Source organism: Ensifer sp. BR816 (assembly GCF_000378985.1).
In the GTDB taxonomy this organism is placed as follows: Bacteria; Pseudomonadota; Alphaproteobacteria; order Rhizobiales; family Rhizobiaceae; genus Sinorhizobium.
In genome coordinates this window covers 4,943,049-4,960,919 of sequence record NZ_KB905370.1, presented here as the reverse complement: position 1 = coordinate 4,960,919, position 17,871 = coordinate 4,943,049, and the positions used below count along the sequence as shown (strand labels likewise).

Annotated in this window: 21 protein-coding genes and 1 pseudogene; 13 read left to right on the top strand and 9 right to left on the bottom strand. The window is 63.5% G+C overall.

Annotation, left to right across the window (positions count from 1 at the left end; all coding sequences use genetic code 11):
- The first annotated feature begins 221 nt into the window (after positions 1-221).
- Positions 222-632 (top strand): VOC family protein, encoded by a 411-nt coding sequence (locus RHIBR816_RS0123775; protein ID WP_018239105.1) that lies wholly within the window; start codon positions 222-224, stop codon positions 630-632.
- Positions 633-707: 75 nt separating this feature from the next.
- Here the strand turns inward: RHIBR816_RS0123775 and RHIBR816_RS34570 are convergent.
- Together RHIBR816_RS34570 and RHIBR816_RS0123765 are read right to left on the bottom strand one after the other, a co-directional pair.
- Positions 708-1,255, bottom strand: a pseudogene (locus RHIBR816_RS34570) (glyoxalase superfamily protein).
- Between the two features lie 206 nt (positions 1,256-1,461).
- Positions 1,462-2,343 (bottom strand): branched-chain amino acid aminotransferase, encoded by an 882-nt coding sequence (locus tag RHIBR816_RS0123765; RefSeq protein ID WP_018239103.1) that lies wholly within the window; start codon positions 2,341-2,343, stop codon positions 1,462-1,464.
- A gap of 158 nt (positions 2,344-2,501) precedes the next feature.
- On the opposite strand from RHIBR816_RS0123765, the gene RHIBR816_RS0123760 reads away from it, so the two are divergent.
- From RHIBR816_RS0123760 to RHIBR816_RS0123740, 5 genes are all read left to right on the top strand, one after another.
- Positions 2,502-3,542 (top strand): zinc-dependent alcohol dehydrogenase family protein, encoded by a 1,041-nt coding sequence (locus RHIBR816_RS0123760; protein WP_026187363.1) that lies wholly within the window; start codon positions 2,502-2,504, stop codon positions 3,540-3,542.
- 71 nt (positions 3,543-3,613) lie between these two features.
- Positions 3,614-4,165, top strand: a complete 552-nt coding sequence (locus RHIBR816_RS0123755) for a phosphatase (protein ID WP_018239101.1) — start codon at positions 3,614-3,616, stop codon at positions 4,163-4,165.
- Between the two features lie 155 nt (positions 4,166-4,320).
- On the top strand, positions 4,321-4,983 hold the full coding sequence (locus tag RHIBR816_RS0123750) for a haloacid dehalogenase type II (RefSeq protein WP_018239100.1): 663 nt from the start codon (positions 4,321-4,323) through the stop codon (positions 4,981-4,983).
- Between the two features lie 11 nt (positions 4,984-4,994).
- Entirely contained in the window at positions 4,995-5,768 is a 774-nt protein-coding gene (tam, locus tag RHIBR816_RS0123745; protein ID WP_018239099.1) for a trans-aconitate 2-methyltransferase, read from the top strand.
- An 85-nt stretch (positions 5,769-5,853) separates the two neighbouring features.
- Positions 5,854-6,684 carry an aldo/keto reductase gene (locus RHIBR816_RS0123740; RefSeq protein WP_018239098.1) on the top strand — a complete coding sequence of 277 codons (831 nt, stop codon included), beginning with the start codon at positions 5,854-5,856 and terminating at the stop codon, positions 6,682-6,684.
- A 64-nt stretch (positions 6,685-6,748) separates the two neighbouring features.
- On the opposite strand, the gene RHIBR816_RS0123735 is transcribed toward RHIBR816_RS0123740, so the two are convergent.
- Complete coding sequence (locus RHIBR816_RS0123735) at positions 6,749-7,141, bottom strand: DUF2780 domain-containing protein (protein WP_018239097.1); 393 nt, start codon at positions 7,139-7,141, stop codon at positions 6,749-6,751.
- Between the two features lie 267 nt (positions 7,142-7,408).
- Between RHIBR816_RS0123735 and RHIBR816_RS0123730 the strand changes: the two genes are divergently transcribed.
- The gene (locus RHIBR816_RS0123730) at positions 7,409-8,962 is read left to right on the top strand and encodes a helicase HerA-like C-terminal domain-containing protein (protein ID WP_026187362.1); all 1,554 of its coding nucleotides are present in this window, start codon (positions 7,409-7,411) and stop codon (positions 8,960-8,962) included.
- A 93-nt stretch (positions 8,963-9,055) separates the two neighbouring features.
- Positions 9,056-9,268, top strand: a complete 213-nt coding sequence (locus tag RHIBR816_RS0123725; protein WP_018239095.1) for an alkylphosphonate utilization protein — start codon at positions 9,056-9,058, stop codon at positions 9,266-9,268.
- A 53-nt stretch (positions 9,269-9,321) separates the two neighbouring features.
- On the opposite strand, the gene RHIBR816_RS0123720 is transcribed toward RHIBR816_RS0123725, so the two are convergent.
- Positions 9,322-9,744, bottom strand: a complete 423-nt coding sequence (locus RHIBR816_RS0123720; RefSeq protein ID WP_018239094.1) for an organic hydroperoxide resistance protein — start codon at positions 9,742-9,744, stop codon at positions 9,322-9,324.
- Positions 9,745-9,861: 117 nt separating this feature from the next.
- Between RHIBR816_RS0123720 and RHIBR816_RS0123715 the strand changes: the two genes are divergently transcribed.
- Entirely contained in the window at positions 9,862-10,353 is a 492-nt protein-coding gene (locus tag RHIBR816_RS0123715; protein WP_026187361.1) for a MarR family winged helix-turn-helix transcriptional regulator, read from the top strand.
- A 28-nt stretch (positions 10,354-10,381) separates the two neighbouring features.
- Here RHIBR816_RS0123715 and RHIBR816_RS0123710 read toward each other — a convergent pair whose 3' ends face one another.
- On the bottom strand, positions 10,382-11,143 hold the full coding sequence (locus tag RHIBR816_RS0123710; protein WP_018239092.1) for a L,D-transpeptidase: 762 nt from the start codon (positions 11,141-11,143) through the stop codon (positions 10,382-10,384).
- Between the two features lie 340 nt (positions 11,144-11,483).
- Entirely contained in the window at positions 11,484-12,419 is a 936-nt protein-coding gene (locus tag RHIBR816_RS0123705) for a LysR substrate-binding domain-containing protein (protein ID WP_018239091.1), read from the bottom strand.
- Positions 12,420-12,599: 180 nt separating this feature from the next.
- Here RHIBR816_RS0123705 and RHIBR816_RS0123700 point away from each other — a divergent pair, with 180 nt between their 5' ends.
- Positions 12,600-12,797 (top strand): hypothetical protein, encoded by a 198-nt coding sequence (locus tag RHIBR816_RS0123700; protein WP_018239090.1) that lies wholly within the window; start codon positions 12,600-12,602, stop codon positions 12,795-12,797.
- Positions 12,798-12,849: 52 nt separating this feature from the next.
- Entirely contained in the window at positions 12,850-13,215 is a 366-nt protein-coding gene (locus RHIBR816_RS0123695; RefSeq protein ID WP_018239089.1) for an MmcQ/YjbR family DNA-binding protein, read from the top strand.
- Between the two features lie 3 nt (positions 13,216-13,218).
- On the opposite strand, the gene RHIBR816_RS0123690 is transcribed toward RHIBR816_RS0123695, so the two are convergent.
- A complete protein-coding gene (locus RHIBR816_RS0123690) occupies positions 13,219-13,836 on the bottom strand; it encodes a glutathione S-transferase family protein (RefSeq protein ID WP_026187360.1) in 618 nt (205 codons plus the stop codon).
- 146 nt (positions 13,837-13,982) lie between these two features.
- Here RHIBR816_RS0123690 and RHIBR816_RS0123685 point away from each other — a divergent pair, with 146 nt between their 5' ends.
- Positions 13,983-14,714, top strand: coding sequence for a DUF4198 domain-containing protein (locus RHIBR816_RS0123685; RefSeq protein ID WP_018239087.1), 732 nt, complete (start codon positions 13,983-13,985; stop codon positions 14,712-14,714).
- Positions 14,715-14,777: 63 nt separating this feature from the next.
- Here the strand turns inward: RHIBR816_RS0123685 and RHIBR816_RS0123680 are convergent, their stop codons facing one another.
- Positions 14,778-15,785 (bottom strand): asparaginase, encoded by a 1,008-nt coding sequence (locus RHIBR816_RS0123680; protein WP_018239086.1) that lies wholly within the window; start codon positions 15,783-15,785, stop codon positions 14,778-14,780.
- Positions 15,786-15,856: 71 nt separating this feature from the next.
- Between RHIBR816_RS0123680 and RHIBR816_RS0123675 the strand changes: the two genes are divergently transcribed.
- A complete protein-coding gene (locus RHIBR816_RS0123675) occupies positions 15,857-16,594 on the top strand; it encodes a DUF3750 domain-containing protein (RefSeq protein ID WP_018239085.1) in 738 nt (245 codons plus the stop codon).
- Positions 16,595-16,840: 246 nt separating this feature from the next.
- Here the strand turns inward: RHIBR816_RS0123675 and RHIBR816_RS0123670 are convergent, their stop codons facing one another.
- Positions 16,841-17,842 carry an NAD(P)H-quinone oxidoreductase gene (locus RHIBR816_RS0123670; protein ID WP_018239084.1) on the bottom strand — a complete coding sequence of 334 codons (1,002 nt, stop codon included), beginning with the start codon at positions 17,840-17,842 and terminating at the stop codon, positions 16,841-16,843.
- Positions 17,843-17,871 lie beyond the last annotated feature (29 nt).

The following is a 17,871-nucleotide window of genomic DNA, read 5'->3' as shown; positions in this document are numbered from 1 at the left end:
GATTTCGTGACGGAAATCTGTGAGCGGGAACATAGGCACCGCCTTGGCGCGAGGCAACCGATGGGGTGCCAAAATTTCCCTAAGCCGCGCAAAATACTTTCATTGCGGCCATGGGTTACCGCGTCAGGGCCGAATGGCGACGCGCAACCTTCTTGGCCTCTCTTCGTTTAGTATCGGGCGCGGGCTACATCTGCCGGTGCCGGCCGTAGTGGAGAAAGCCAATGGAATTCCACCAGGGACGATTGATCGATCACGTGCATCTGCGCGTCCAGGACCTCGCCGTCAGCAAGCGTTTCTATCAGGCGGTGCTTGGCGCGCTTGGCCACCGGCCCACCTACGAGACAGATGCATTTTTCGCATTCGACGAGTTCTTCGTCGACCAGGCCGATGGCTATCTGAGCCGCGTTCACCTCGCCTTTCAGGCCGCCGACTGGGACGCCGTGCAGCGATTCTACGATGCGGGCTTGGCAAATGGCGGTACGGACAACGGCGCACCCGGCGAGCGCCCCTATCATCCGGGCTATTACGCCGCCTTCGTCCTGGACCCCGATGGCAACAATGTCGAGGCGGTCCATCACGGGCCGACGACACGCTCCGCCGCCGACGTAATCGTCCGTCCGGTCGAGCCTTGACGTTCGATCGCGGGGTTTCGAGTTCGGGAGGCACGCGCCGGACATCGCCGCGCGCCCCCCGACTGGATCACCGGCCTACCGCGCCTTCAGTTCCATGAAACGGATGCGATTGTTGAACGGGTCGATGACCGTCACCTCGAGCCGCGTTCCCTCGTCCTCGAGGCCGGGCCGCATGTAGCGGTGGTTCTTGGCCAGCAGTTCCTTGTGTGAAAGGCACGAATGCCCGTCATGTAGACGCACATGTTGCCGCCTGGGGTCGCGTCTCCCGCATGTTCGGAGAGATGCAATCTCAGTCCGTTGCGCGAGACCTGCGTGTAAAGCGGGAAATCGTCGCCGTAGCGGTGCTCCCAGTCAACGCTGAAGCCGAGGAAGCCGAGATAGAATTCCTGCGCCTTTGCAACGTCGAAGATACGAACGATCGGCACTGCCTGCTCGAATTCGATCTCGCGGTCTGCGGCGGCGCCCGCAGCTTCGATCTTCGCCGATAGGATATTCCAGGTGGCGAGCCCGAACTGGCGGGCGACGATTTCGAGCGCCTCGCTGTGGCTGACCGTCATTTGGTGGTCGGCAAGGGTCTCCCGCAGGGCCTTCGCCATGGCCTTGGCATCGCGATAGTCGCGCATTTCCGTTTCCTCGTCACGGCGAAGTCTTCATCAGCGCCCGCATTACCAACGCCTTCGCCCGACTGTTTAAACGGTGAGCAAGGATCAGAGGAGGCGTTCGCCATGCCCCTTGTCAGGACGCGAGCTGCTGGCCGCCTCCGGCCAGTGCGCAACCTAGCCGTTCGAGCCGCCCTTGTCAGCCGGTAACTTGCGCCTTGAAAGTGGTCCTAAACATCACCGCTCGAATGCGCCCAGTCCATGTAGAGATCGCGTGCCTTGGCCGTGATCGGGCCGGCCTGCAGGTCGCGATCGTCGAGACGGGTGACCGGAACGACCTTCGAATAGTTGCCGGTGGTGAAGATCTCGTCGGCCGCCTCGAAATCGGTCATCGTCAGCGTGGATTCGACCACCTCGAAACCGGCCTCGCGCAAGAGGCCGATGACGCGCGAGCGGGTTATGCCGGCGAGGAAGGTCCGGTTGGCTGCCGGCGTGAAGACGACGCCGTCCCGGACCATGAAGATGTTGGAAGAGCCGGTCTCGGCGATGTTGCCGAGCATGTCGCGCACCAGCGCATTGTCGAAGCCGCGCGAGCGCGCTTCCTGGAGGATGCGGGCATTGTTGGGATAGAGGCAGCCGGCCTTGGCATCCGTCGGCATGCATTCGAGCGTCGGCCGGCGGAAGGGCGAAAGCGTCAGTGCGGATCCCGCATGGCCGTTGCCCATCGGCGCCTCGAACAGGCACAGCGCGAAGCGCGTCGATTCCGGATCGACCGCCACGACGCTCCAGGAGCCATGCTCGCCCCAATACATCGGCTTGACGTAGATTGCCGTCTTTCCGTCGAACTTCTTCACACCCTCGAAGGTCAAGGACTCGATGTCCTCTGCGGCCATGGTGGGCTTCAGGCCGAGCGCCTCCGCCGATCGGTTGACGCGCTGGCAATGGAGGTCGAGGTCCGGGGCGATGCCGTCGAACCAGCGGGCGCCGTCGAACACCGTCGAGCCGAGCCACATCGCGTGCGAGGTCGGGCCGATCAGTGGCGGGTTGCCGGAAAGCCATTCGCCGTCGACATAGGTCCAGGTGGTGGATCGGGGGGATGTATCGACGGCCATCGGACTCTCCTCTCGTCTCGCTGTGCGCTCCACCTGCTCTAGCCGGAAAAAGCAGCATCAGGGTGAATGGGTACATCAAAAAATGTCATGGCGTCCATTGTGGAGCCTCCCCGCACCGCGTGCCAGAATAGCGAAACAGAAATGGAGACCGATCGCCGATGAAAGCGATGTATTACGAAGCCTTCGAAAAAACGCCGGAAATCCGGACGCTGCCCGATCCGAGCCCCAGCGAAAACGGCGTCGTCATCAAGGTCGAGGCGACCGGTCTCTGCCGCAGCGACTGGCACGGCTGGATGGGCCACGACCCGGACATCCGCCTGCCGCACGTTCCCGGCCACGAACTGGCGGGAACGATCGCCGCCGCCGGGCGCGGCGTTCTGCGCTACAAGGTCGGCGACCGGGTGACCGTGCCCTTCGTTTCCGGCTGCGGGCGCTGCGGCGAATGCCGCTCCGGCAACCAACAGGTCTGCGAGGCACAGTTCCAGCCGGGCTTCACCCATTGGGGTTCCTTCGCCGAATATGTGGCGCTCGACTTCGCCGACCAGAACCTCGTGCACCTGCCGGAGAGCATGGATTTTGCCACGGCCGCCAGCCTCGGCTGCCGCTTCGCCACCTCCTTCCGGGCGATCGCCGACCAGGCTCGCGTCCAAGGCGGCGAATGGGTGGCGGTGCATGGTTGCGGCGGCGTCGGTCTTTCGGCGATCATGATCGCCGCGGCGCTCGGCGCCAATCCGATCGCCATCGACATTTCCGAGGAAAAGCTCGCATTTGCGCAGACGCTCGGCGCGGTCGCCGCGATCAATGCGCGTGAAACGGATGACATCGCCGCCGCGGTCAAGGAGATCACCGGTGGCGGCGCGCATGTCTCGATCGACGCGCTCGGCTCGCCCGTGACCTGCTTCAATTCGATCAAGAACCTGCGCCGCCGCGGCCGCCATGTGCAGGTCGGGCTGATGCTCGCCGAACATGCGACGCCGCAGATCCCGATGGCGCAGGTGATCGGCCACGAGCTCGAAATCTACGGCAGCCACGGCATGCAGGCCTGGCGCTACGACGCGATGCTGTCGATGATCGTCGCCGGTAAGCTCGAGCCGAAGCGGCTGATCGGCCGCGAAATCTCGCTGGAAGAGGCGGTCCCGGCGCTGGTGACCATGGACCGTGCGACGGACCTCGGCATCAATGTGATCACGCGGTTCTGATCCGGGATTCCGATCCTCCCGCCGCACTGGTATCCTCTGATCCGAGCAGGACGAATCAAGGAGGTGTCGTCATGGCGCTTGCGGCTCAGGCCACGGAAGGCGAACTCTACCGGCCCGTTCTCGGCACCAATGCGGCCCATTCGAGCGGCTGGCCGGTGCGGGTGATCGTGAGCTCGCAGACGGAGGCACGGCACAACCGTGCGCACTGGGCGCCGACGCATCTCGTCTCGATCCGTGCCCCTGCAACGCGCCTGCTTTCGATGATCGAACTGCCGCCGGAGCGGCATCTGGAGCTCTATTTCGGCGACACGATCGATCCGGATGCGCCGGATGCGGCGCGCGCCGAGGCGATCGAGGCGACCTTCGCCTTTGTCGACGGGCTGCCGGAGGACGCCCAGCTCTTGATCCACTGTCTCAGAGGCATCGGCCGCTCGACGGCGCTGACGCTCGGCATTCTGGCGCGCTACATGGAGCCGGAAGAGGCCGCGGCCGCGCTCCACGCGCTCCGCCCGGAGGCAAAGCCGAACCGCCATGTGGTCGGCCTCTGCGACACTTGCCTGGGCCTCAAGGGCAAGCTCGCCAAACAGGCACTGCGTTTCCCCACGAAGGTCTGGAAGGGCTGAGCAGCACGGCGGCAACCGTTTCATTGTGCGGCGCACAAAAATCTGACATGATCCCATAAAACAAAATGGAGAAGCGGCGCGTCCTTCGTCGCAAGAGCATCGTTCGGCAGCAATAGGGAACGCCCCGCCGACGATGGCAATGACGGGAGAGTTCAATGTCTCATGCGGCCTATGTCTTCGATGCCTATGGCACGCTTTTCGATGTCCACGCGGCCGTGCGCCGGCACGCCGAGGCGATCGGCCCGGACGGCCAGGCCTTTTCCGAGCTCTGGCGCGCCAAGCAGCTCGAATATTCCTGGGTCCGCTCGCTGATGGGCGCCTATGTCGATTTCTGGCAATTGACCGAGCAATCGCTGGACTACGCCTTCGCCCGCTTTCCCTCCGCCGACCCGAAGCTCAAGAAGCCTCTGCTGGACGCCTATTGGGCGCTTGACTGCTATCCGGAGGTTCCGGCGGTGCTCAAGGGGCTGAAGGAGCGCGGCGCCCGCATCGCCATCCTCTCGAACGGCTCGCCGGCGATGCTGGCATCGGCCGTCAAGAATGCCGCCCTCGACATCATCATCGACGACGTCTTCTCGGTCGACACGGTCAAGACCTTCAAGACGGCACCGGCCGTCTATGACCTGGTGACGACGCAGTACCGGCTTTATCCGCATGCGGTGTCGTTCCAGTCGTCGAACCGCTTCGACATTGCCGGTGCGACCAAATTCGGATTCCGCACGGTCTGGATCAACCGCGCCGATATGCCGGACGAATACAAGGACCACGGCCCGTCACTCATTCTGCCTTCGCTGGAAAGCCTGCAATTCGGCATATAAGGAGCGCCACCATGGCCTGGTCGGCAGCGCAGTATGTGAAGTTCGAGGACGAACGGACGCGGCCGGCGCGCGATCTCCTGGCGCAGGTCCCCGATCTGCCCGCCGGTCCCGCCTTCGACCTCGGCTGCGGACCGGGCAATTCGACGCAACTCATTCTGGAACGCTTTCCGAGCACCCCGCTGGTGGGCATCGACGGCGATGAGGACATGCTGGAGGCCGCCCGCAAGCGGCTGCTCGGCCTGCGCTTCGAAAGGGCCGATCTGACGGCCTGGACGCCGCCGCAAGGGGCGGCGCTGTTCTTCGCCAACGCCGTGTTTCAATGGCTGCCGAAACATATCGACCTCCTCGAGCGGCTCGTCGACGCGCTGGCGCCCGGCGGCACCATGGCCGTTCAGATGCCCGACAATCTCGACGAACCGTCGCATCTGCTGATGCAGGAAACGGCGGAAGAGCGGGCTTTCGCCGGGGCCTTTCACGGCCGGGCAATCCGGCGGGTGCCGCTGCCGTCGCCCAGGACCTATCTCGAACGGCTGGCCCCGAAAGCGGCGAAGGTCGAAGTGTGGCACACGGTCTATTACCATCCGCTCGCCAGCGCGAATGCCATCGTCGAATGGGTGAAAGGCACTGGCTTGCGCCCCTATCTCGACGCGCTGCCCGCTAACCGGCGCAAGGATTATCTTGCCGCCTATGCCGAGAAGATCCGCAGGGCCTATCCGGCGATGGCCGACGGACGCGTGCTGCTGCGCTTTCCCCGCCTGTTCATCGTTGCCGTCAAGGCGCGCTGAACCGTCCCCGCCTTGAAGGCGCGACCGGCCGCGACAAGTATAGGAGCATGTCTCTTCCGCCGCGACCTTCATCAAGGAGCCTTCCATGCATGCAGTCAATTCGAACGGTGCCAACATCCCCGCCCTCGGTTTCGGGACTTTCCGCATGTCGGGAGCCGAGGTGCTGCGCATCCTGCCGCAAGCCCTGGGGATCGGTTTTCGCCACGTGGATACGGCGCAGGCCTATGGCAACGAGGCGGAGGTCGGGGAAGTTATCGATCGATCGGGCATTCCGCGCCCCGACATCTTCCTGACGACGAAGGTCTGGATCGACAGATATCGGCATGACGATTTCATTGCCTCGGTCGACGAAAGCCTTCGAAAGCTCAGGACCGGCTACGTCGATCTGCTGCTCCTGCACTGGCCCGGCGGCAGCGACGTGCCGATGGCAGAACGCATCGGCGCTCTGAACGAAGTCCACAAGGCGGGCAAGGTGCGCCATATCGGCATCAGCAATTTCAACACGGCGCAGATGGACGAGGCCGCGCGCCTCAGCGCGGCGCCTATTGCGACGAACCAGATCGAATACCACCCCTATCTCGACCAGGCGCAGGTGCTGCAGGCGGCCCGACGGCACGGCATGTCGCTCACGGCCTATTATGCCATGGCCAACGGCAAGGTGCCTACCGAACCCCTGCTGAACGACATCGGCGCCCGCCACGGCAAGACCGCGGCGCAGGTGGTGCTCCGATGGCTCGTGCAGCAGCAGGATGTGATTGCACTCTCGAAGACCGCCACCGAGACGCGGCTCAAGGAAAATTTCGCGATCTTCGATTTTGCGCTGACGCGCGAGGAAATGGCGGCAATCCGCGGGCTCGCGCGCCCGGACGGGCGGATCGTCAACCCGGAGGGCCTTGCGCCGGTGTGGGATGCGTGAGGTGAGAACAACGAGTGCTGCCCCCTCTGACCGATAGGCCAGAGGGGGTTTAAAACTTGCGGGCTCAGACGAACTGGCTGAGGCCCGGGACGGAGGCGACCACCTCGTCGACGACCTCCTCGCCGGCCCTTTCCTTGGCATAGGCGATGGTTTCCCTGGCGAGACCGGTGATCTCGCCCATGCCGAGGCCCTGGCTCATCAGTTGCTGGCCGAGCGCCATGACGCCGCCGCCGCCGATCGCCGACATCAGTCCGCCGAGCAGGCCGCCGCCATTGCTGCCTTCGCCATTGTATTGCGCGACCAGTTCTGTTGCGCCGGGGATCGCCTCGATCATCCGGGCGACCGGGCCTTCGGCGGCTTCGCGCTGCAGGAAGCCGAGAATCATGCCCACTGCCTTTTCGGCCGTCGCGGCATCGATACCGACATTTTCCGCCACGCGCGTAACCAGTTCACTCATGGAATTCTCCTCGTGTATTTTTGACGTTGACGTCAAGGTAAAATATCGCTTCCGAAATGACAATAGCACCGGAACAGCTATCCGTCCCGTGTCACCACATCCAAGGCTGAACGGCTCGCGGAGACCCGTCCCACTTTCAACCCGTGTTGCCGCGTCGCAGTGCACGGCCTATAACAGAGGAGAGCAATATTTCGATGACTGACTTTGCACGATATTCGGCAAATGCCCGGTTCCATTGACAAAATCGATTCGACGGAGAGGAATGCCATGCAGCAGGAAGGCAAGCTCTATATAGGGACCAGCCGCAAGCCGGACGATTCGATCAACAAGCCCGAATATCTCGAACTGAAGTTCGGCAACCGCCACGGGCTCGTCACCGGTGCCACCGGTACCGGCAAGACCGTTACGCTGCAGATCCTCGCCGAGGGTTTCTCGAACGCCGGCGTCCCCGTCTTCTGCGCCGACGTCAAGGGCGATCTGTCCGGCATCGGCGCGATCGGCGAGGCCAAGGACTTCCTCGTCAAGCGCGCCGAGCAGATCGGCCTTTCGCCCTATGAGTTCCAGGAATTCCCGGTGATCTTCTGGGATCTCTACGGCGAAAAGGGCCACCGGGTCCGTACGACGCTTACGGAGATGGGGCCGCTTCTCCTATCGCGGCTGATGAATGCCAGCGACGCCCAGGAGGGCGTTTTGAACATCGCCTTCAAGATCGCCGACGAAGGCGGCCTGCCGCTCCTCGACCTGAAAGACCTGCAGTCGCTGCTGAACTACATGGGCGAGAATGCGAGCGAGCTCTCGAACCAGTTCGGCTTCATCTCCAAGTCGTCCGTCGGCTCTATCCAGCGCGAGCTCTTGATCCTTGAACAGCAGGGTGCTGAACACTTCTTCGGCGAGCCGGCGCTGAAGATCACCGATATCATGCGCACGACGAATGACGGGCGTGGCGCCATCTCGGTGCTCGCCGCCGACAAGCTGATGATGAATCCGAGGCTCTATGCGACCTTCCTGCTCTGGCTCCTGTCGGAGCTCTTCGAGGAACTGCCGGAGGTCGGCGATCCGGACAAGCCAAAGCTGGTGTTCTTCTTCGACGAGGCGCATCTCCTCTTCAACGACGCGCCGAAGGTGCTCGTCGAGCGCGTCGAACAGGTCGTCCGGCTGATTCGCTCCAAGGGCGTCGGCGTCTATTTCGTCACCCAAAACCCGCTCGACGTGCCGGAGACCGTGCTCGCCCAGCTCGGCAATCGTGTCCAGCATGCGCTGCGGGCCTATTCGCCGCGCGAGCAGAAGGCGGTGAAGACGGCGGCCGAGACGTTCCGCCCCAATCCGGATTTCAACTGCGCCGAGGTAATCACCAATCTCGGCACCGGCGAGGCGCTGGTCTCGACGCTGGAAGCCAAGGGGTCACCGTCGATGGTCGAGCGCACCTTGATCCGGCCGCCGGCCTCGCGCCTCGGTCCGCTGACCGAGGCCGAGCGGCAGAATGCTTTGAATGTCAGCCCGGTGCGTGGGCTCTACGACGAGGACTTCGACCGGGAATCGGCCTACGAGATCCTCGCCAAGCGGGCCGAAAAGGCGGCTCAAGCCGCCGAGCAGGCCGAAGCGCAGGCAACCGAAGAGCAGACCGGCCGCAGCCGCTGGACCCTGCCGGGCTTTGGCGACGATGCGGAAGAGGCGGCCCAAGGCCGCCAGTCCCGGCCGCGCTCGTCCGGCTACCAGCGCGAAACGATAGTGGAGGCTGCGATGAAGTCGGTCGCCCGCACCGTCGCAACCCAGGTGGGCCGGGCGCTGGTCCGTGGCATTCTCGGCAGCCTGAAGCGATAGTCAGGCGCCAGAAAATCGCTGTGGCACTTTGAATGCTGCGTGATTATTTCGGTCGATTCCGGTTTGAGGAATCATGCAGCGAAAGGGCCAGCCATGGACGTCAAGGATTCGAACGGTGCCATCCTGAAGGATGGCGACAACGTCACTCTGATCAAGGACCTGAAGGTGAAGGGCACCTCGACCACGCTGAAGCGGGGCATGCTGGTGAAGGGCATTCGCCTGACGGACAATCCGGACGAGGTCGAATGCCGCGTCGAGAAGGTCAAGGGGCTGGTGCTGCGCACGGAATTTCTCAGGAAAGCCTGAGAATGCAAGATGAAGCCCGCCGTTGCGGGCTTCATCATATACTCAGCATATCGTCAGGCGACCGACAGTTTCACGTCGACATTGCCGCGGGTCGCATGGCTGTAGGGGCAGACGATGTGGGCCTTCTGGACCAGGTCCTCGAGCACGGCCTTGTCGACGCCGGGTGAAGAGATCTCAAGCGCCGCATCGATGTAAAAACCCGTGCCGTCGTCACGCGGACCGATGCCAACCGTGCCTGTCACCTTCGTGTCTTCCGATAGCTTTACCTTCTCCTTGCCGGCGACGAACTTCAACGCGCCGAGGAAGCAGGCGGAATAGCCGGCGGCAAAAAGCTGCTCCGGGTTGGTGCCGCGTGCCCCATCGCCGCCAAGTTCCTTCGGCAGTGTGAGGGTCACGTCAAGAACGCCGTCGGCGCTCTTGGCCTGGCCGGCGCGGCCCCCGGAAGCGGATGCAGTGGTGCGATAAAGAATGGGCATGGCGATTCTCCTTCCTTGGTTTTCCCTGTCGATGGACATTTGATAGCGCAAAATTAAATTGTACGCAAATTAATTTTGCAAATTGCTTTTGGTCCGTGAATTTGCGACAATACCGGGATGACAAACAAAGCGGTAAAATCTGAAGATGCATTGCCCGACGAGGCGCTGGCCCTCGGGCAGCAGCTGTGCTTTGCCGTCTATTCCGCCACGCACGCTTTCAACCGAGCCTACAAGCCGCTCCTCGACCGCTTCGGGCTCACCTATCCGCAGTATCTCGTGCTCTTGGCGCTCTGGCAACGGGACGGCATGACGGTGAAGCGGATCGGCGAGGAACTGGGGCTCGATTCCGGAACGCTTTCGCCGCTCCTGAAACGGCTTGAGGCGGCAGGCTATGTCAGACGGATGCGTGACCCGGCCGACGAAAGGCAGGTCATCGTCAGCCTCACGGAGAACGGCCGGCGGCTGAAGACCGAGGCGTTCAAGATTCTTGCTGAGATCGGCAGGGCGACGGGATGCAGCCTCGAAGAGGTCGGCGAACTGCGCGACACACTGCATCGGCTGACGCAGCGGCTCGCCGACAGTCAGGCCGAGGGACCGGAAGCCGGCTGACCCGTCAACAGCGCGCGGTTCGTCGCCGTCAGACGACGAGAATCGGCGCCTTTCCGCGTACCCGGCTGTAAAGATCGATGACGTCCTGGTTGATCATGCGGACGCAACCGGAGGAGACGGCCTTGCCGATCGACTGCCATTCCGGCGTCCCATGAACGCGATAGAGCGTGTCCTGGCCGTTCTGGAAGATGTAGAGCGCGCGCGAGCCGAGCGGATTGTCGAGTCCCGGCGGCATGCCGCCGTTGTCGGCCGAATATTTGGCAAGCACCGGCTGGCGGGCAATCATAGAATCCGGCGGCGTCCATTTCGGCCACTTCTGCTTCCATTGGATGACCCCGCGCCCGGACCAGGCGAAGCCTTCGCGGCCAAGGCCGACGCCATAACGGGTGGCGCTGCCGCCAGAGCCGATCAGATAGAGATAGCGATCCGCCGTATCGACGACGATCGTGCCGGGCGCCTCGCCGAAGGGATCACTGACCTCCTGACGGTAGAAGCGCGGGTCGATCTGGTGGTAGGGCACGGCCGGAATGAGAAAGCCGCCGTCCTCCGCCTGCGCGTAGATCTGGCCATAGTAGGCATCCTGTGGCGGCAGACCGGTCAGCGGCTCTTCGACCATACCCGGCTCGACCCAGCGGCTCTCGAGGGCCGGATTGCGGTAGATCGGCATCGTTTGCTGGCGAAAACGGTCGGTGTTCATCGAGGACGTGCAGCCCGCAAGGCCGGCGGAGGCGATTGCAAGCCCGGATGTGCGGAGAAACTGGCGGCGGGAAAGGACGGGCAGCGATGACATCGAACTCTAGTGGGTTTGAGTGCAGCGAGGAAGGCGAGCGGCGCGACGCGCAATTTGCGCCGTCCCGCTCCTTGCAACGAGATCACGATGATCTTTCGTCGAAGCAAAAGCCATCCCGGTGATCGATATCGGCAAGTCGGAGCAGGACGCAAGCTAAAACCGCCCGACGATCTCACTCCAAACTTGCATTTACGGCTCGAGCCGCGCTTGCGCCAGTGATAAGCAATCACGATTGTGGCACCGCACATTGCAACCGCGAACGCGTGATACGGCCAGCCAGAAAACTCTCTGAGACAAACACCCGCGCGCAAGGCCTGGCTGGTGCAATCGCATCGGGCCCTCAAGGCGACAATGGAGAAGCGGCTGTGGGGGGCGTAACAGCAGCGAGCTGCCGCATCCCCTCCTCCACCTCTTCGCGTACCCACCGCTTGAAGGCGAGCGCCGCCTTGCTTTCGCGCCGTGAGGCGGAGGTCACGAAATAGTGCCCGAAGCCGGTCCGAGCGCGGATCCCGAACGGGGCCACGAGGCTGCCCTTCATCACCGCATAGCCGGCGAGCGTCTGCCAGGCGATCATCACGCCCTGGCCGGCAATGGCCGCGTCGAGCGCCAGCGACGCATCGTTGAAGGTGTGGCGCACGGTCATCTCGGCTCCGGACAGACCGACCGTCTTCAGCCACACCTCCCAGGAGAACATCGCGTGCTCGTCGATGACCGCCGGCAGCGTCAAGATGTCGGCCGGCTGGCGCAAGCCCGCGGCCAGCGCCGGCGAACAGACCGGAAAGACCTCCTGCTCCAACAGCAATTCGGCGCGCACGCCCGGCCAGTGCCCCGCGCCGACGCGAATGGCAATGTCGACATCGGAGGTGTCGAGGTTGACGAGCTTCGTGGTCGCGTCAATTCTCAACCGGATCTCCGGATGGCGGTCGGCAAAGCGGTTGAGCCGGTAGACCAGCCAGCGCGCCGCAAAGACCGGCGCCACCGAAACCGTCAACACCGATTCATCGCGGCGCCGCGCCTCGGCCACCGCTTCGGCCAGTTCTTCAAAGGCGCTCGAGAGCCGCACCAGCAGCAAGCGGCCCGCCTCGGTCGGCACCAGTCCCCGCGGCAGGCGCTCGAACAGCGCCCGGCCGAGCTGCGCCTCGGTCTTGGCAATTTGCTGGCTGACCGCGCCGGGCGTCACGCCGAGTTCGTCCGCCGCGGCCGCAAGCGACCCGAGCCGCCCGGCCGCCTCGACGGCGCGCAGCCCGTTCAGGTGGATCGCGTTGAGGTCCTTCATATAGTTTTTCTAAACCAGCAACGTCGCAATCTCAATTGAAAACTCGTCCTAACGGGAGGATGCTGATTGTAACACGTCTGGATCAATGAGGAATTTTTTCGGTAATTCAACGCATTGTCGCCGGCTTCCATTGATCCGAGCGTATCCACGGCGTCGTGGCACACCGAATGGAGGTCCGCCATGTCGAAGCTTTTCTCTATTCTGAGGCTGGTCGCAGCGGGGCGCGACAGCCAAGCCGAATCGTCCGCAGTCTGGCTGCGTGATCCGCTCCAGCATCCCGATCTCGCCCGCATGGCGGAGCGCGAGCTGGCGGACCTGCCGTTTCCCGGATGGCCATGGCCTCGCGCGGCGGCGATCAACACTTGCGACGGGGCCTGATCACGGCCAAAGTTCGGGTGCAATCCCGCTTCTGGCAAACGATGGCTCACCGATGATGCAGGAGATCGATAGAGGCTTTGAGCGCGTCAGGCGCCTTGCCGAAGCGGCCGGGCTGCCGGAACTTGCCGTCGGCACCTCCTACGGCACGCCGGCGCTGCTCGTCAAAGGCAAGAGCTTCACACGGATGAAGGACACCGAGACGCTTGTGGTGATGTGCGCGCTCGAGGAGAAGGAAATGCTGATGGAGCTCGATCCGTCGCTCTTCTTCGAGACCGACCACTACAAGGGCTGGCCGGCCATGCTGGTGCGGCTCGCCGTCATTGACGATCAGGCACTGACGCAGAGACTGATCGCCGCCTGGCGGGAAAAGGCCCCGAAGCGGCTGGCGGCGCAATTCGACGCCACCGGTTCGCGCTGATCCTTACGCCCGCACCACCGCCAGAACCCTGGAGACTGCCGGCCGCTCGGCCATGCGATTGCGGTGGTCGAGGATCTTCGGGAACTGCACCGGATCGACGCCGTCGCCCTCGAGCCAGCTTGCTATGGTGAAAAGATAGGGATCGGCGACCGAGTAGCCCTCGCCCATGACAAAGGGACCTGTGAACAACGTGTCTTCGATCAAGGCGAAGCAATCCGCCATGTTCTTCGCAACCTTCGCCTTCATCGCCTCGTGTGCGGCCGGATCGTCCGCCCAGCGCGCGCCACGCCGGGCGTGCGCGTGGGCCACATGCACCGTCGAGCAGAGATAGCTCAGGAAGGATTGCAGCCGTGCGAACTCGAAGGGGTCGTTCGGTGCGAGCCGGGCACCCGGGAAGACCTGAGCGATGTAGGTGAGAATCGCCGGCGTTTCGGTTAGCGTGCCGCGGTCCGTCACCAGAGCGGGAACGCGGCCCTTCGGGTTGATGGCGAGATAGTCGGGCTTCGTCTGCTCAGCTTTCGAGAAGTCGATACGATGGACTTCATAGGAAGCGCCGGCCTCCTCCAGCGCTATATGCGATGCAAGCGAGCAGGTCGCGGGCGTATAAAACAGTTTCAGCATCATCATGCTCCTACATCGGGATGCTCAAGCGGCGCGGTACAGAGTCGCTGATAGCGAAGCAGAAGAGATGAAATCACAGCAGTTGACAAGGTCCGGAATTCGCCGCTATCTGGAATTGTTACGTTATAACATTTAAGGAGTTACTGATGCAGAAACTAGCCTGCCTATTCGCCGCGACGGGCCTCATACTCTCGACGGCGGGCCCTGCCCTTTCACACGGCGCCTGGGTCGCGGAGCGCTGGGGGGAGTTTGCCGTCATCTATGGTCACGGCGCCGGTGACGATGGCTACGACCCCGCCAAGGTCATCAGGGCGACGGCGACCGCCGAAGACGGCACCGGGAACAAAGTGAAGGTCGAGCGCGCCGCAAACCACGTTCTCCTCAAGCCGGAAAGCGAACCGGCGCTGATCGCGCTGGAATTCGACAACGGCTTCTGGAGCGAGGATGCCAATGGGAAATGGCTGAACAGGCCGAAGAGCGAGGTGCCCGGCGCTCGCCGGGCAATCCATACGATCAAGAACAGCATCGCCCTGATCCATGCCCACGACACGCTGCCGGCCTTCCCGCCGCAGCCGCTTCAGATCGTGCCGCTCGACAATCCGATCGGCCTGAGACCGGGCGAGACCTACCGCATTCAAGTGCTCTTCGAGGGCAAGCCGCTCGAGGGCAAAGAGGTCATGCTCGACTATGTCGGCCTTCCGGAACTCGTCTCGGCGAAGACCGACGCCAAGGGCGAAGCGGAAGTGGCCCTGCGCAATGCCGGGCTGAACGTCTTGGCCGTCAGCCACGACGTGCCGCTCGAAGGCAGCAGTGCGGCAGACGAGACCGGCTACACGGCAACTCTGACCTTCGTTGGGGAGCCGCACGTCGACGAGTAGTCGCGCAGTCCGGCGGGAGATCCGCCGGCACCACCTTACTTCGCCCGCTGATCATGCGGCATCCTAGGAGGCGAAGGCTTCCGTTACGCGGACGTCGCCGACATGGATGCCGTTCCAGTTGCTTATCGAATGATTGGCCAGCGCCATCAAGGCGGCCTGAACCTCTTCGTCGTCGGTGAAGAAGCGGGCAAGCGTCGCCGCGACCATCGATTCGGCGGCGCGGGTCGTACCGTCCTCGCACTTGACCGCGATGCCGATGCCCTTCTCCGGGACCACGGCGCAGAACACCCCTTCGGCGCCGGTCTTGGCGAAGATGCGCCCGGGTGCGGCCTTCATCAGCCGCGTGCAGGTGCGATCGGTGCCGGCGACATAGAAGGGTTCGGCCATGCAGGCCGCAATCAGCCGCTTCGAGGCCCGCGCCCGCTCCGCCGCCAGTCCCGCGCCCGTCGCCATCCGGGCAAAGCCGTGGGCGAGGCCCTTCATCGGCGCGGCATAGGTCGGTATCGAGCAACCGTCGACACCGCAATTGTCGCGGGTAAGAAGCGCGCCGGTGAGGCCTTCCATGATGCCGCGAATCTCCTGCTGGATCGGGTGATCGTAGCCGGCATAGCCCTCGACCCCGGTGCCGGAATGGCAGCAGGCGCAGACGAAACCAGCGTGTTTCCCGGAGCAGTTGTTGTGCAGCGCGCTCGGCTTTTCGAGGGTGCGAGCCTGGGCGATCAGGTTCTTCTGATAGAAGGACCAATGGACGCCGCATTCGAGCACGCTGCCATCGCGGCCGGCGGCGGCCAGCATCTCGGCAGCGAGCGCCACGTGTTCCGGTTCACCGGAATGCGAAGAACAGGCAAGTGCGAGCGCCTTGTCGCCGAAGCCGTAGGCGTCCGCGGCACCGCTTTCTATGAGCGGCAGGGCCTGCATGGCCTTGCAGGCGGATCGGGGGAACACGGCCGCCTCCGTCTCGCCGAGCGCGAACAGCGTCTTGCCGTCGCCGTCGACGGCGATGACCGCGCCGCGGTGGCGGCTTTCGACCAGATTTCCGCGCGTCACTTCGACCAGAACGGGATTCGACATGTCTTGCCCTCAATTTTCCAAGTTTGGGCTATGCATCTATCAGGAATCCACCGGCAGAAAAGACATTGTCGATGAAAATCCTCCGCAGGCTGCTGCTCGCCTTCGCCGTCATCTACCTGCTTCCGGCGCTTGCCTCGGCAGGGCTATGGTATTTCAAGGAGCGGCCGCAGAGCTGGCGCGACGCGGACTGGTCTTCTGCTCACATCCTGCCGGAGCCATCGGCCAGTCCGGAGGCGGCGATCTATGTGTTCTCGGCAACGACCGGCGGCATGAAGGGCGCCGTGGCGAGCCACGCATGGATCGTCACGAAGGAGGAAGGCGCTTCCACATACGACCGCTACGAAAAGGTCGGATGGGGCAAGCCGGTCCGCAAGAACGCCTATCAGGCCGACGGCCGCTGGTATTCGAACGAGCCGCGCATCGTGACCGTCGTCACAGGCGAGGAAGCGAAGCGGCTGATCCCGAAGGTCGAGCAGGCGATTGCCGCCTATCCCTATTCGACGCGCGGAGCCTACCGTCTCTGGCCGGGACCGAACTCCAACACCTTCGTCGCCCACGTGCTGCGGTCGGTGCCCGAACTCGACATTGTCTTGCCGCCGAATGCGGTCGGACGCGACTATCTGCCCGAAGGCAAGCTGTTCCACATCGACGCGGACGGCCGCGACCTGCATGCGACGCTCTATGGCGTCGCCGGCATTTCGGCCGGCTGGCGCAGCGGGCTGGAACTGCATTTCATGGGGCTGGTGGCCGGCATCGATATTGCCCGGCCAGGCATAAAGATACCCGCGATCGGCCGGGTCGGTATTTGACTGAAAATGGAAAAGGGCCGCGCTAGCGACCCTTCCATGAGTTTTGGCCTGTGTAAGGCTTGGGCTCTAGAGCCCGGAGGAAGGTGGCGGTTTAAGCCGAGGGCTGCCTCGACTCCTTCACTTCTCCCATGCCTGTCACGAGGTCCGAAATCTCATTAGACATTGGATCACCTTCCTTTCTGTTGTTGCCGATGGTCACAAGGTAGGCGATTTCCACGGCAATACAAGGGCGACCATCGTCTTATATCACGCGACCGTCATCACGATTTTTCCGATATGATCCCCCTCTTCCATCAGGCGGTGGGCATCAGCAATCTCTTCAATGGGCAGAACGGCGTGAATGACCGGCGCCACGTCGCCCGCTTCCAGAAGCGGCCAGACCCGAGCGGCAAGTCCGTCGCGGATCGCCCGCTTCTCCTCGGCCGTACGCGGCCTCAAGGCGGACCCCATGACGCGCAGCCGCTTCGTCAGAATCGGAGTAATATTGGCGTCCTCGACGCGCGCGCCCCCGAGAAACCCGATGACCGACAGGCGTCCATCCTTGGCAAGCGAGGCAAGGTTGCGGCCGAAATAGCGACCGCCGACCATGTCGAGGATGACATCGACGCCGCGACCGCCGGTCGCTTCGAGCACCACCGCCTTGAAATCCTCCTCGCGGTAGTTGATCGCCCGCTTCGCGCCGAGCGTCTCGCAGGCCGTACATTTCGCGGCACTGCCGGCGGTGGCGAAGACCTCGGCACCGAAGGCCCTGGCAAGCTGGATCGCCGTCGTGCCGATGCCGCTCGAACCGCCGTGAACGAGGATGGTCTCGCCGGCCTTCAGGCCCGCCATGTCGAAGACATTGGCCCATACCGTGAAAAAAGTCTCGGGCAGCGCGGCCGCCTTGGCGGCGTCGTAACCTTTCGGCCAGGGAAGCGCCTGTGTCGCCGGCACCGTGCAAAATTCGGCATAACCGCCGCCATTGGCAAGCGCACAGACCTTGTCACCGATCGCGAAGCCCGCAGCGCTCTCGCCGAGGTCGACCACCTCGCCGGCGACTTCAAGACCGAGAACGGGGCTCGCGCCGGGCGGCGGCGGATAGTCGCCCTTGCGCTGCAGGACGTCCGGCCGGTTGACGCCGAAGGCCTCGACGCGGATCAAGATCTCGCCGGGCTTGAGCTCCGGCAGCGGGCCACGCGCCAGAACCATGTTTTCCGCGCCCCCCGGGCTCGGTAGGTCGACATAGGTCATTTCCGTTGGAAGGGTCATGGCGGTAATCCTCGCAAGGGCATATTGCG